The sequence below is a fragment of the Saccharopolyspora sp. NPDC003752 genome (genome assembly GCF_053605825.1).
Window position 1 is genome coordinate 24,603 of record NZ_JBSGJZ010000007.1, and the last position, 12,695, is coordinate 37,297.

General features: G+C 69.8%; 13 protein-coding genes. 7 read left to right on the forward strand and 6 right to left on the reverse strand.

The genetic code is table 11. The features are described from left to right. Positions 1-18 precede the first annotated feature (18 nt). Positions 19-783, forward strand: coding sequence for an SDR family NAD(P)-dependent oxidoreductase (locus ACWEV3_RS11290; RefSeq protein WP_452613732.1), 765 nt, complete (start codon positions 19-21; stop codon positions 781-783). Between the two features lie 57 nt (positions 784-840). Here the strand turns inward: ACWEV3_RS11290 and ACWEV3_RS11295 are convergent, their stop codons facing one another. Next, entirely contained in the window at positions 841-1,500 is a 660-nt protein-coding gene (locus ACWEV3_RS11295; RefSeq protein ID WP_452613733.1) for a hypothetical protein, read from the reverse strand. A gap of 99 nt (positions 1,501-1,599) precedes the next feature. After that, positions 1,600-2,619 carry an Lrp/AsnC family transcriptional regulator gene (locus ACWEV3_RS11300; protein ID WP_452613734.1) on the reverse strand — a complete coding sequence of 340 codons (1,020 nt, stop codon included), beginning with the start codon at positions 2,617-2,619 and terminating at the stop codon, positions 1,600-1,602. A 158-nt stretch (positions 2,620-2,777) separates the two neighbouring features. On the opposite strand from ACWEV3_RS11300, the gene ACWEV3_RS11305 reads away from it, so the two are divergent. Continuing rightward, positions 2,778-4,280, forward strand: a complete 1,503-nt coding sequence (locus ACWEV3_RS11305; protein WP_452613941.1) for an AbgT family transporter — start codon at positions 2,778-2,780, stop codon at positions 4,278-4,280. A gap of 29 nt (positions 4,281-4,309) precedes the next feature. Further along, positions 4,310-5,467 carry a M20 family metallopeptidase gene (locus tag ACWEV3_RS11310; protein ID WP_452613735.1) on the forward strand — a complete coding sequence of 386 codons (1,158 nt, stop codon included), beginning with the start codon at positions 4,310-4,312 and terminating at the stop codon, positions 5,465-5,467. A gap of 145 nt (positions 5,468-5,612) precedes the next feature. Here ACWEV3_RS11310 and ACWEV3_RS11315 read toward each other — a convergent pair whose 3' ends face one another. Further along, positions 5,613-6,086 carry a cupin domain-containing protein gene (locus tag ACWEV3_RS11315; protein WP_452613736.1) on the reverse strand — a complete coding sequence of 158 codons (474 nt, stop codon included), beginning with the start codon at positions 6,084-6,086 and terminating at the stop codon, positions 5,613-5,615. Between the two features lie 58 nt (positions 6,087-6,144). On the opposite strand from ACWEV3_RS11315, the gene ACWEV3_RS11320 reads away from it, so the two are divergent. From ACWEV3_RS11320 to ACWEV3_RS11330, 3 genes are read left to right on the forward strand one after another with little or no spacing between them, the layout of a single operon-like run. Continuing rightward, positions 6,145-6,324: a ribbon-helix-helix domain-containing protein gene (locus ACWEV3_RS11320; RefSeq protein WP_452613737.1), complete on the forward strand. Its 180-nt coding sequence runs from the start codon at positions 6,145-6,147 to the stop codon at positions 6,322-6,324. A gap of 1 nt (position 6,325) precedes the next feature. Continuing rightward, positions 6,326-6,688, forward strand: a complete 363-nt coding sequence (locus tag ACWEV3_RS11325) for a VOC family protein (RefSeq protein ID WP_452613738.1) — start codon at positions 6,326-6,328, stop codon at positions 6,686-6,688. After that, entirely contained in the window at positions 6,685-8,301 is a 1,617-nt protein-coding gene (locus tag ACWEV3_RS11330) for an MFS transporter (RefSeq protein ID WP_452613739.1), read from the forward strand. The genes ACWEV3_RS11325 and ACWEV3_RS11330 overlap by 4 nt, the downstream gene beginning before the upstream one ends. A 122-nt stretch (positions 8,302-8,423) precedes the next feature. On the opposite strand, the gene ACWEV3_RS11335 is transcribed toward ACWEV3_RS11330, so the two are convergent. Genes ACWEV3_RS11335 through ACWEV3_RS11345 form a run of 3 tightly spaced genes read right to left on the reverse strand, consistent with a single transcriptional unit; the run spans position 8,424 to position 11,273 of the window. Then, entirely contained in the window at positions 8,424-9,212 is a 789-nt protein-coding gene (locus tag ACWEV3_RS11335; RefSeq protein ID WP_452613740.1) for a sugar phosphate isomerase/epimerase family protein, read from the reverse strand. Between the two features lie 7 nt (positions 9,213-9,219). Next, the gene (locus ACWEV3_RS11340; RefSeq protein ID WP_452613741.1) at positions 9,220-10,140 is read right to left on the reverse strand and encodes a sugar phosphate isomerase/epimerase family protein; all 921 of its coding nucleotides are present in this window, start codon (positions 10,138-10,140) and stop codon (positions 9,220-9,222) included. A gap of 2 nt (positions 10,141-10,142) precedes the next feature. Next, a complete protein-coding gene (locus tag ACWEV3_RS11345; RefSeq protein WP_452613742.1) occupies positions 10,143-11,273 on the reverse strand; it encodes a Gfo/Idh/MocA family protein in 1,131 nt (376 codons plus the stop codon). 160 nt (positions 11,274-11,433) lie between these two features. On the opposite strand from ACWEV3_RS11345, the gene ACWEV3_RS11350 reads away from it, so the two are divergent. Next, positions 11,434-12,669, forward strand: a complete 1,236-nt coding sequence (locus tag ACWEV3_RS11350; protein ID WP_452613743.1) for an ROK family protein — start codon at positions 11,434-11,436, stop codon at positions 12,667-12,669. The last annotated feature ends 26 nt before the right edge of the window (positions 12,670-12,695 follow it).

The window sequence follows — 12,695 nt, forward strand, 5'->3', positions numbered from 1 at the left end:
GAAGCGATCGAGGAAGAGATGAACACGGCACGTTTCGAGTCCAAAGTGGTCGTGGTGACCGGGGCGACCTCAGGCATCGGCGAGGCCACGAGCCGGCGGCTGGCCGCCGAGGGCGCGGCGGTGGTCCTGGGTGCGCGGGGCAAGGACGTCGGCGAGCAGCTGGCGGCCGACATCCGCGGCACCGGAGGCCGGGCGCTGTTCGTGCCTACCGACGTGACGGTGGAGAGCGAGGTCGCGGCGCTGGTGCGCGCGGCGATGGACGAGTTCGGCCGGCTGGACGGCGCGTTCAACAACGCGGGCGCGATCAGCGCGTTCGGCCCCGTGCAGGACATCCCCTCGGAAGGCTGGCGGGCAGACCTGGGTCTGAACCTGGACGGCGTGTTCTACGGCCTGAAGTACGAGATCCCGGCCATCCTCTCCTCCGGAGGCGGCGCGATCCTCAACAACGCCTCCAACGTCGGCGTGGTCGGCATGGGCAGCATTTCGCCTTACGTGGCCGCGAAGCACGCCGTCGTGGGCCTGACCAAGTCGGCGGCGCTGGAGAACGCGCAGCAGGGCGTCCGCGTCAACTCGATCGCCAGCGGCGCGGTCGACACCCCGGCGTTCCGCAGCACGATGGGCGCGACTCCGGAAGGCGAGGCGCAGATCGCCGGTCTCCACCCGATGGGCCGGATCTCCAAGCCCGAGGAGATCGCCGCGTTCGCGGCGTTCCTGCTCAGCGACGAAGCCAGCTTCATCACGGGTGCCAACCTGTCGATCGACGGCGGCTTCACCGCGCAGTGAGAAGACAGCCGTGGCTGGCGGCGGCCCCCCGCGCCGCCGGCCACGGCAGGGTGCCCCTCACCTGTTGAACAGCACCGAGCGAATCAGGTTCCAGAGTTCGAAGAGGACCATCAGGTCGACGATCGCCAGCGTCAGGTGGGCTCGGACCCAGTTGCGGCGGTCGTTCTCCTTGAGGAGCTTGAAGGTCCGGATGCTCTGGATCACGCTGCGCGGCGCGCAGGATGCGAGACCGACCAGTGCTCCGACCGTGGCCAGGTCGCTGATCAGGCTCGTCACCTTGACTCCCGCCGCTTCCGCTCGGCCGGCGACCATCAGGGCCAGGAAGGTTCCGGCGAGGGTGCAGATCGCGGTTCGCGACAGCACCAGTTCGACCAGCTGGCGGGTGGAGCGAAGCTCCGGGGCCGGCCGGACGCGGGACGCGCCGAGCCACTGCGTGGCGCACAGGCCGCGCAGGATCAGCCAGATCGCGACGAGACCGACCGCGAGCGCGCCGTTCTGGGCCCACTCCGGCGCCTGGTCCCGCGACCACGTCAGCCAGATATCCGGCTTGATGACGGCGAAACAACCCAGCGCCAGGACGAGAACGAGCCATGGCGGCTTCGGGTTGGACGAACGCTCTTCGGAAACCTCGTCAGGCTCCGGAATCGACCGGGCCGGAGCTGTGGTCGTCCGGCCGGCAGGGCCGCGCTTCTGCTTCTTCCGCTTGTTGTTCGCCACGTGCCCCGCTGTCCACCGGCCCCCGATCGTTCCGGCGACCGAACCTACCAGTCGTGAGTGCTCGTTCCGGCACGAACGCTCACGACCACCGGGCGGCGGTCAGGGGCGCGACAGGACGTCGTGCACTCGGTCTCCGAGGAGCACGTCGTTGTCGCGGTTGATCCACTGGCGGCGCAGGACCGCGAGCGCCGTCGACATGTTCAGGCCGTTGATACCGGGTAGCGCGCCGATGTCTTCGGTGACGAACCGGGACAGGTGGTCTTCGTCGCGGAACACCGCGTGGTGGGTGATCGATGCCGGGCCTGCCGTCATCACCGTGAACCGTCCGGACGACTCCGCGCCCAGCGCTGCCAGCACCGCGGGGATGTGCTGTGGCTGGACATCGAGGGTGATCAGCGCCGTGAGCGGGAAGCCGAGGACGGCTGGTTCGATCTCCACCCGGGGGCGGGCGGCGCCTGCTTCCAGCACCGATTGGATCAGCCGGTACGCGGTCGACCGGCTGACGCCGAGTTCGCGGGCGGCTTGCGCCGCGGTGATCCGGCCGTCGTCGACGAGCAGGCGCAGCGTGTTGAACTCGGCTTCGCCGAGCGGCCCGACGCTCTCCGGTGGGGAGCTGGGGTCGGCGTCGGCGTGCTCTCGCAGCGCAGCGGTTTGCTCGCCGGTGAGCCGGTCCAGGTGCCACGCCACGGCCTGGCGCGCCGTGCGCAGCACGAGGTGCGACTCGATGGACGCGATGCCCGGGATGGCGGGCAAGGTGTGGGTCAGCAGGCGGCGCAGGTCCGTTCCTGCCAGCGGGTAGATGGTGCAGTAGATGTCCGCGTCACCACTGATGATCACGACGGACTGGGCCTCGGACACCTCCTGGATCGCTGCCGCGACACCGGAGGTCGTGCCGGGCTCGCACTTGATCCACACCACGTAGGGGTTGGCGGTGAGGATCAGCGACCAGTGCACGGTCGAGATGAAGCGCAGGAGCCGGCTCTCCTGCAACCGCTGGATTCGCCGGCCGACGGTGCTCGCCGAGGTGCCCAGGATCTCCGCGACGGCGTTCAGCGGCGCCCGGGGCGTGAGCTGCAGCGCGGCCACCAGATCGAGGTCCGCGTCATCCAGTGTTTGCACAACCTCACCTCAAGTTGAACGGTTATCCCGCTTTCGTAGCTTACTTGACACAAGTCTGCATATGAATATTGGATGCTGGATCAAATCACCGTCTGACGTAAGTGGAGGGGCCCTTGAGCGAGGTGACGACTCGACGACGTTCGGTGACGTCGTTGGTGATGCGCGTGCTCGACGTGGTGGACCGGGTCGGGAACAAGCTGCCGCATCCCTTCTGGCTCTTCGTGATCCTCAGCGCGGTGGTGGTGCTGGCGAGCTGGCTGCTGGCCGCGCTCGGCGTCTCCGCGATCTCCCCGGTGGACGGCAAGGAGGTCGGGGTCAAGAGCCTCGTCTCCGGCGCCGGGGTCCAGATGATGCTCGGCGACCTGATCAAGAACTTCGTGAACTTCCCGCCGCTCGGGATGATCGTGGTGGTCATGCTCGGCGTGGCCATCGCGGACAAGACCGGGCTGCTGGCGGCGATGATGCGGGCCGCGCTGGCCAAGGTGCCCGCCGGACTGGTCACCTTCTCCGTCGCGCTGACCTCGATGTTCGCCCACCTGGCCTCGGATGCCGCGTTCGTGGTGATGATCCCGCTCGGCATGATCGTGTTCCGGGCCGTGGGCCGCAGCCCGATCATCGGCGCGGTCGTGGCCTACGTCGCCGTCGGCGGGGCCAGCAGCATCAGCCCGGTGATCGAGGCGTCGGACGCGGTCTTCGCCGGCCTCACCACGTCGGCCGCGCACACCATCGACCCGGACTACCTGGTCACCCCGGTGTCCAACTACTACTTCTCGGCGGCGTCCTCGCTGCTGCTGGCGGTCTCGATCACCGTGGTGACCGAGCTCGTCGTCGCCCGCCGGGTCGCCGCGATGAACGCCGTCGAGCCGGAGCTGACCGGTGTCGACGAGCTGCCCGACATGTCCCTGTCCGCCGCCGAGCGCACCGGGGTGCGGCGGGCGCTGATCGCCGCGGCGCTCTTCCTCGCCGCGGTGGTGCTCGCCGTGCTGCCGAGCGGCTCGCCGCTGCGCGGCGAGGGCGGCTCCATCGTGGACTCCCCGCTGATGGAGAACGTCGCGGTGATCATGATGCTGTTCTTCATGGTCATCGGCACCGTCTACGGCCTGGCGGTGAAGACCATCAGCTCGGCCAAGGACTTCCCGGAGCTGATGGGTCAGGGGCTGCGCGAACTGGTCCCGGTGCTGGTGCTGTTCTTCGCGGTCTCGCAGTTCCTCGCGTACTTCAAGTGGACCAACATCGGCCAGGTCATCGCGATCTCCGGCGCGGGCGTGCTGGACTCGATCGACGCGCCGCCCGTGGTGATCTTCGTGAGCGCGGTGCTGCTGATCAGCGCGCTGAACCTGCTGCTCACCAGCGGCTCGGCGATGTGGGCGCTGGTCGCCCCGGTGCTGGTGCCGATGCTGATGCTGCTGGACATCCACCCGGAGACCACCCAGGCGCTGTTCCGCGTCGCCGACGCGCCGACCAACAGCCTCACGCCGATGAGCCCGTACTTCGTCATCGCGCTCGGATTCATCCGCCGCTACCGCCCGTCCGCCGGGATCGGCACCCTGATGTCGCTCGTGCTGCCGCTGGCGCTCGTCAACCTGTGCGTCTGGGTCCTGATGTTCCTGGCCTGGTACGCGCTCGGCATCCCGCTCGGCCCCGGCGTTCCCGTCCGATGAACCACCCCCAACGCAGGAAGGCGCACGATTTGTCCGCGAAGCCGTTGTCCGCGTGGTGCCGAGACAGGCTGGACGAGCTGCTCGGCGATGTGTCGATGCTGGTGCACCACGAGTCGCCGAGCAGCGAGAAAGCGTTGCTGGACGAGACAGCCGATTCGATCACGACGTGGCTGCGGGACCGGCTCGGCGCACCGTCCCGGCTAACTCGGCACGAACACGCCGAGCACGGTGACCTGCTGGAGGTGACCTACGCCGGCTCCACCGAAGCGCCCGTGCTCATGATCGGCCACTACGACACCGTCTGGCCCGCGGGAACCGTGGACGGGTGGCCGTTCGCCGTGCGGGAGGACGGGACGGCGACCGGGCCGGGCGTCTACGACATGAAAACCGGCCTCGTCACCGGGGTCTGGGCGCTGCTGGCGCTGCGCGCTTTCGATCTGCCGTGCCCGACCGTGCGGTTCATGTTCAACGGCGACGAAGAACTCGGCAGCCCGATGTCCCGCCCCCACATCGAACGCGCGGCGCCGGACTGCTCGGCGACGCTGGTGCTGGAACCGGGCGTCGGCTGGGACGTCAAGGCGGAGCGCAAGGGTGTCGGGATCTTCACCGTCACCGCGCACGGCGTGGAGGCCCACTCCGGGAACAACGCCACCGGCGGCGCGAGCGCGGTCCACGCGCTCGCCGAGATCATCCACCGGCTCGCCGGCGAAGCCGACCACGAGCGCGGCACCACGATCAACGTCGGCACGATGAGCGGCGGCACCGCCCGCAACGTCATCGCGGGCAGGGCCAGTTGCCTCGTCGACATCCGGATCAGCGACGAGGCCGAGGCCGACCGGATCGACGCGGTCTTCGCCGGGCTCCGCGCCGGCGACCCGCGGGTGCGGGTGGAGGTCGACGGGAAGTGGAGCCGCCCGCCCATGCGGCTCAGCCCGGAGAGCAGGCGGCTGTTCGGCCTCGCCGACGAGGTCGCCGCGTCCGTGCGCGCGCCGCTCGAACCGATCAGCGTCGGAGGCGGCAGCGACGCGAACTTCGTTTCCGCACTTGGTCTTCCGGTGCTCGACGGGCTCGGCGCCAGCGGCGACGGCGCGCACGCCCTGCACGAGCACGTGATCGTCGACGACATCCCGGACCGGGTCGCACTCGTCGCCGGACTGCTGCGGCGAATCGCCGACGACGCGTCGTGAGTTGTTGCGGGCTTGGCGCTGGCAGCCGGCGCCAAGCCCGCACGTGTCGCCGCAACATGGGAACAACGTTTGACCACGGTGCTCTGCCGGGATGGCACTACCAAGCCTCGCGAGGACCACTACGCCGCTCTGATGGCGTGCAAGATCACCAGGCAGTGCTGGTGACGAAATGGGTGTCGTAGCGGTTTTGCTCGGTGAGCAGGCTGTCGCGGTCGGCTTCGCCCCGGCGGATCCGGGCGACCTGCCGAAGGTAGTCGAACCGTTCGACGCCAGGGGTGATCGCGATCAGGGCGTCGGCGGTGCTGTTCGGGTCGGCGCGGAAGGCGTGATCACAGCACGGCGGGACGACCAGGAAGTCACCCGAGCCAGCGGTGATGATCTCCGAGCCCACGAGCACCTCGAGCCTTCCGTCGACGACGAAGAACAGTTCGGACGAGTGGTTGTGCCGATGCGGGACCGCGCCGTCGGCACCGCGGGCGAGCTGGATGCGGTGAGCGCTGAGCGCACCGTTGGTGGCACTGGCGTCAGCCAGTAGGTGGTGACCGATTTCGGGCAAATGCTCGGCATCGCCGGCCCGGACGACAACCGGGGCGTGCGAGCCCGCCGCAAAAACAGACATGTGCAACCCTCTTCCAGATGGCTAGCTCAGTAGCTTGCTAGCATGCTAGCATCGCTTCATGGGTGATGCGGAGGTCAAGCAGTTCAACGTGTACCTGCCGGTGGAGCTGATCAGGCAGGTCAAGCATCACGCGATCGAGGAAGGCATGTCCTTGTCGGCGCTGGTCGCCGACGCGCTGCGCGCCTACCTCGACGACGCCCACGAGCAGCGACAGCACACTTCCGAAAAGGAGTCATGACATGGCGACCGAAGGGATCGAGGCGGTGTTCCTGGAGACCCGCAACTGGGGGAAGGCCGCGAAGTTCTTCCAGGCACTGGGTTTCGAACTGGAGATCTCCACCGGCGATGGATCCGGCGTGTTCCGCAACGGGGAGGGGCCGTATCTCGTCGTTGCGGAGATCCCCGAGGACCGGGAGCCCGGGGTGCAGGTCGCGCTGAGGGTGCACGATGCGGACCGGTTCAGTCCCGATCCTGCCGTCGAGGTGGTCACCCCGTTCGAGGACACCCACTACGGGACCCGAGAGATGACCGTCCGGGATCCGGACGGGCGGCTGTGGAGCCTGCAGGCCCCTCTCGAGGAGCAAATGGTGGGATTCGAATGAGTCGATGGCGCGGCAATCCCTGGGCGGTACTGCTGACGCTCAGCCTGGGATTCTTCCTGACGCTGCTGGATCTGACGGCCGTCAACGTCGCCATCCCCAGCATGATCAATGACCTGCACGCGTCGCTGGACGAGGTGTTGTGGGTCATCAACATCTACATCCTCGCCCTCGCCGCATTGCTGATCACATTCGGTCGGCTGGGGGATGTGCGCGGGCCACGCACCATGTTCGTCGTGGGCGTCGCGCTGTTCACGGTGGCGTCCGTGCTGTGCGGCCTGTCGCAGGATCCGGTCCAGCTCATCGCCGCCCGGGCCCTGCAGGGCCTGGGCGCGGCGGCGCTGATACCGCAGACGATGACGATCATCATCGCCACTTTCCCGGCCGAGCGCCGGGGCACGGCGCTCGGCGTCTGGGGCGCGGTCGCGGGCGTGGCCACGATCGCCGGGCCCACACTCGGCGGACTCTTGGTCAGCACGGTCGGCTGGCAATGGATCTTCTTCGTCAACGTCCCGATCGGCGCGGTCGTGCTCGCGATGGCCGTCACGCTCGTGCCCGATGTCCGGCACGGCGCCCGACGCAGGCTGGACGTCCTGGGCGTCGTGCTCGCCGCAACAACGCTGGTGTGCCTGACCTTCGCGCTCACCGAAGGTGAGCGGTACGACTGGAACGCCGGGATCTGGGCGCTGCTCGGCGGGGCCGTGCTGCTGCTGGTGGTGTTCCTGATCCACCAGGGCATCCGGCAGCACCGCGAACCGCTGCTGCCCTTCGCGCTCTTCCACGACCGGAACTTCGCGGTGATGAGCTTCGTGTCCGCGACAGTCCAGGTCGGGATGCTCGGCCTGTTCCTGCCGGTGATGATCTACCTGCAGTCGGTGCTGAACTTCAGCGCGCTCAAGGCCGGTCTGGTGATGGCGCCGGCGATGGTGGTGTCGGCGGCCCTGTCGCCGGTCGCGGGCCGGATGGCGGATCGGATCGGCGGCAAGTACATCCTGATGAGCGGCCTGACCCTGTTCGCGGCCGGAATGGCCTGGCTCACCTGGGTCACCGATGTCGGCCGCGCGTGGTGGGAGTTCCAACCGGCCCTGATCACGGCCGGAGTAGGCATTGGGTGCGTGTTCGGCCCGATGGTCACAGTCGCGATGTACGACGTGGAGCCCAAGATGGCCGGGGCCGCCTCTGGCGTGCTGAACACGATCCGGCAGATCGGCACGGTCATCGGCAGCGCCGCGGTCGGCGCTGTGCTGCAGAACCGCTTGGCCGCCTCGCTTCAGGACGAAGCGGCCAAGCAGGCCGCCGGCCTTCCGGCGAGCGTCCGCGACCAGTTCGTGGCTGGTTTCGACAACGCCGCCAAGGGCGGTCTGGAGGTCGGCGCCGGGCAGGCCGGCGCGGCGTTCCAGCCGCCGCCGGGAATGCCGACGAGCCTCGCCCACGACATCCAGCAGGCGGCGGCATCTGTGTTCGAGCACGGGGTCGTCCACGCGATGCGGCCGACGCTGGTACTGCCCATCACCGTGATCGCGGTCGGCGCCGTCTCGTGCTTGTTGGTGCGGTCCCGACAGGTCGACAGCCCGCGAAACGTTCAAGAAGCAGTCGACGCCGGCACCTCGGCTTAGCAACTGCGGCGGCACACCTCGGCACGCCGGGGACCGTCGAGCACCGCTACGGCAGGGTCGCCGAAGACATCACCGAGCTTGCCCGCTCAACCGATCGCCCGCCGATGCTCCGGGACGAGCCACTAGGCCCAGCGGGAATGGCCCTCGTTCACCAGGATGTTGGCGTTGGTGGCGAGGAGCTCGAACGGATCCTGTTCGGTGGAGTCGATTTCGGCCACGTGCCAACGGATTCCCGATGCACCCCGGAGCGCTTCAGCAATGTCGACCGCACCCGTGCCGATCGGCGTCTGAGGCGCTCCGGGCAGGGCCGGGCCGTCCTTGAGGTGGACTGCGACCGCCCGGGAGCCCAGGGACGCCAGGACCGACGCCGGATCGGCACCCGCCGCGACCGCCCAGTAGACGTCGAGTTCCGCGAGGACGCCGTCGCCCGCGCGGGACCAGAAGCGGTCGAATCCCGTGGCGCCGTCCGGGAGTTCGGCCCATTCGAACCAGTGGTTGTGGTAGCCCAGGCGCAGATCGGCCGAGACCGACTCGGCGGCCGCGGTCAGGACTCCGGCGAGGGCGTCGACCCGGGCCGGGTCGGCGAAGGTCTCCTCGCCGAAGCCCGGGACCAGGCGCGGATGCGGGACGAACGCCGTGTCGGCGCCCAGGATCGCGCACTCCTCCACCAGTTCCGCCACGTTGCCGGGCAGCCCGGCGTGCACCGCCGACACCACCAGGCCCGCCGCGTCGAGGGCGGCGCGCAGGGCGCGGGCCTCGGCCAGGCGATCGGCCGGCGGCTTCTCCGGGGAGCCGAGGCCGAACGGCTCGACGTAGCGGAAGCCGATCTCGGCCAGCCGCGCCAGGGTCGCGTGCCGGTCGGCCGCCAGTTGTTCGCGGACGCTGTAGAGCTGCACGGAAAGCAAGGCCACCTCCGGCTCAGCCGACGATCAGCGGGCGCAGGGTCCGGTGCGCGATGTTCAGGCCCTGGGTGATGCGCTCGTCGTCGCCGCCCCACACCGGGTCCTCGTGCTCCACCGACAGCGTGCCCGTGAAGCCGTGCTCGTAGAGGCGGTCCACGACGCGCGGCCAGTCGACCTGGCCCAGGCCCGGCACGCGGTAGCGCCACCAGCCCATGTCCCAGGGGTTGCCGCCCTTGTCGACCTTGCCGAAGACGCCGTAGCGCTGCCGCGCCGCCGGGTCCAGCTCCACGTCCTTGGCCTGGGCGTGCACGATGCGGTCGATGTAGGGCGCGATGGTCTCGACCGGGTCGATGCCGATCCACGTCAGGTGCGACGGGTCCCAGTTCAGGTACAGGCCGAGGCCGAACATCCACTCCCACAGCTCCGGCGAGTACGCCAGGTTCCCGGGATAGCCGTCCGGGTGCCAGCCCTCCATCACGCAGTTCTCGACGATGATCTTCACGTCCCGCTCGCCCGCGTACTCGACGAGTTCCGGCAGCACCCGTTCCGCTTCGGCGAGGTTGTCGGCCACCGGCTTCGTCCAGTCGCGGCCCACGAACGTGCCGACGTAGGGCACGCCGAGCGCCTGCGCCGCGTCGATCGCGTGCTTGAGGTGCGTGCGGATCTCCTCGCGCCGCGCCGGGTCCGGGTGGAGGTTGTTCTCGTAGTAGGCGAACGCCGACAGCGCCAGGCCGTGCTTGTCGAACAGCGCGAGGGTCTCGTCGACCTCGCGCGGGCCGAAGTCGGCCACCGGCAGGTGCGCGGCCTCGAAGTCGCGGCCGCCGGTGCCCGGCCAGACGGCGACTTCCAGGGCCTCGTACCCGGCCTGCGCGGCCCAGCCGGCGATCCGGTCCAGCGTCCACTGTGGAAGACACGCGGTGAGCATTCCGAGCTGCATGATCACACCTTCGTCCAGGAACGGTTGTGGGCGGAGCGGAGGACGGCGTCGACCAGCCGGGCCGATCGCAGGCCGTCCTCGAACGTGGGCAGCCCCTCCGGGCTGCCGCCGTCGATCGCGGCGTAGGTGTCCGCGACGAATGCTTCGAAGCACTGCGCGTACCCCTGCGCGTGCCCGGCGGGCAGTTTCGACAACCGGCGCTGCTCGGGCGAACCGTGCTCGGGGTCGCGGACCAGGATGCGGTTGCCGTCGGTGCCGCCGAGCCAGATCCGCTCGGGCTCCTCCTGGTCGAACACCGCGCTGCCCAGCGCGCCGTCCAGCTCGAACCACAGCCGGTTCTTCCGGCCCGCGGCGACCTGCGAGATCGTCGCCGAGCCGAGCACGCCGGCGGCGGTGCGCAGCAGCAGTGCGGCCGAATCCTCGGTGCGGACCTCGACCCGGTCGCCCGCGACATCGGTGGGCCCGGCGAAGGTCGGCCCGGCCGCCGCCGGACGGGTCGGGACCACAATGGACAGTTCGGCGAGCACGTCCGTGAACGTCTCGCCGGAAACCCACTGGACCAGGTCGCACCAGTGCGACCCGATGTCGGCGAACGCCCGCGACGGCCCGCCGAGCCCCGGATCGACCCGCCAGCTCGACGCGTCCGGCGAGAGCATCCAGTCCTGCAGGTAGCTGCCGTGCAGCAGGTTCCAGGCGCCGAACTCGCCGGCCTGCCGCCGGGCGCGGATCTCCCGCACCACCGGGTGGTAGCGGTAGACGAACGGAACCGACGCCACCAGGCCGCTACCCGCCGCCGCGGCGGTCATCCGCTCGGCCTCCGCCGTCGAAATTCCCAGTGGCTTCTCGCAGATCACGTGCTTCCCGACGCGCAGGGCGGCTTCCGCGAACGGCGCGTGCGTGGCGTTCGGCGTGCAGACGTGGACCACCTCGACGCGGTCGTCGGCCAGCACCTCGGCGAGGTCCTGGTACGCCGCCACGCCCCAGCCCGCCGCCACCTGCTTCGAACGCTGCGGCGACGACGCCAGGACGCCGACCACCTCGGCGCCCGCGAGGATCGCCGCGCGGCGGTGCACGTCGCCGATCATCCCGGCGCCCAGGATCGCCACGCCTCGCCCGGAAGGTGCAGGGCTCACGAGGAGCCTCCTTCGGTTGGAACTGTTGACAACTACGGGTGTCTCACGCCCGAATTTCGTCGCGGTCAAAACTAGATCGCCCGTTTTAAGTCGGCAAGATCTGTGATTTATTTTCTTTTCGGTCATTAATCGAACGCATGGCACGACGGGAGCAGTGACGATGGGGTGGGAACCGGTCCGGTTGGCGGTGCCGAGGACGTCCGGGCGGGCCGACGGCAACCTGGTGCACAGCGGGCTGGCCCGGCTGATCGCGTCGGGAGCGGCGGAAACGCGGGTCGAGCTGGTGCGCGCCACCGGGCTCGCGCGGTCCACGGTCAACAGCCACCTCGACGCGTTGATCGCGGCCGGCGTGGTCGTCGAACGCGGCCCGGTGGGCAGCGGCGGGCGCGGGCGGCCCGCGCACCGGCTGGCGATCGCGCCGCGCGCCGGCGTCGTGCTGGCCGCCGACGTCGGCGTGCACAGCACCCGGCTGGCGGTCGCCGATCTGGGTCAGGACGTGCTCGCCGAGCGGCAGGTGGCGCTCGACATCGCCGACGGCCCGGAGCATTCGCTGGACGTGCTCACCAAGCACCTGCACGACCTGCTGGGCGACTGCGAGGTCGCGCGGGACGAGGTGAAAGCGCTGGTGATGGGCCTGCCGGGGCCGGTCGATCCGCGGCTGGGCATGCCGGTGCGGCCGCCGATCATGCCCGGCTGGGACGGCTTCCCGGTCGGCGACGCGATGGCCGAGCGGTTCGCCTGCACGGCGTCGGTGGACAACGACGTGAACCTGATGGCCCTCGGCGAGGCCCGCGCGCTCCCGCCGGAGGAATCTCCCCTGCTGTTCCTGAAGATCGGCACCGGTATCGGCGGCGGCATCGTGTCCGCCGGCGGGGAGCTGCACCGGGGCTCCGACGGCGCGGCGGGCGACATCGGGCACATCCGGGTGCCCGGCGCGGACGACGTGGTCTGCCAGTGCGGCAACGTCGGCTGCGTGGAGGCCGTCGCGTCGGCCGAGGCCGTGATCCGGGCGCTGCGCACCGAGGAAGGCGGCCCGCAGAGCACCGAGGACCTCGCGCGGCTGTTGAGCGACGGCGATGCGACGGCCGTGCGCCAGGTCCGCTCCGCGGCCGCGACGATCGGCGAGGTGGTGGCGATGCTGGTGCACTTCTACAACCCGAAGCGGATCGTCCTCGGTGGACTCATCACCGCCGCCGGCGACGACATGCTCGCCGGCATCCGCAGCGTCGTCTACCGGCGCGCACTGCCGCTGGCCACCCGGAACCTGTCGCTGGTCAACAGCGCGCTGGGACGCTCCGCCGGGCTCGCGGGCGCGGTCGTGGCCGCGATCGAGGACGTGCTGTCGCCGGACGGGATCCATCGGCTGATGCTTGACACGCCGCATCCGCGCGGCTAACTATTTGAGCCGTCTCACGCCGCAGT

Bases quoted from the DNA above. Each gene is read 5' to 3' on its own strand.
- ACWEV3_RS11290 (WP_452613732.1), top strand. From the start codon at position 19: ATGAACACGGCACGTTTCGAGTCCAAAGTGGTCGTGGTGACCGGGGCG.
- ACWEV3_RS11305 (WP_452613941.1), top strand. From the start codon at position 2,778: ATGCGCGTGCTCGACGTGGTGGACCGGGTCGGGAACAAGCTGCCGCAT.
- ACWEV3_RS11315 (WP_452613736.1), bottom strand. From the start codon at position 6,086: ATGTCTGTTTTTGCGGCGGGCTCGCACGCCCCGGTTGTCGTCCGGGCC.
- ACWEV3_RS11320 (WP_452613737.1), top strand. From the start codon at position 6,145: ATGGGTGATGCGGAGGTCAAGCAGTTCAACGTGTACCTGCCGGTGGAG.
- ACWEV3_RS11325 (WP_452613738.1), top strand. From the start codon at position 6,326: ATGGCGACCGAAGGGATCGAGGCGGTGTTCCTGGAGACCCGCAACTGG.
- ACWEV3_RS11330 (WP_452613739.1), top strand. From the start codon at position 6,685: ATGAGTCGATGGCGCGGCAATCCCTGGGCGGTACTGCTGACGCTCAGC.
- ACWEV3_RS11340 (WP_452613741.1), bottom strand. From the start codon at position 10,140: ATGCAGCTCGGAATGCTCACCGCGTGTCTTCCACAGTGGACGCTGGAC.
- ACWEV3_RS11350 (WP_452613743.1), top strand. From the start codon at position 11,434: ATGGGGTGGGAACCGGTCCGGTTGGCGGTGCCGAGGACGTCCGGGCGG.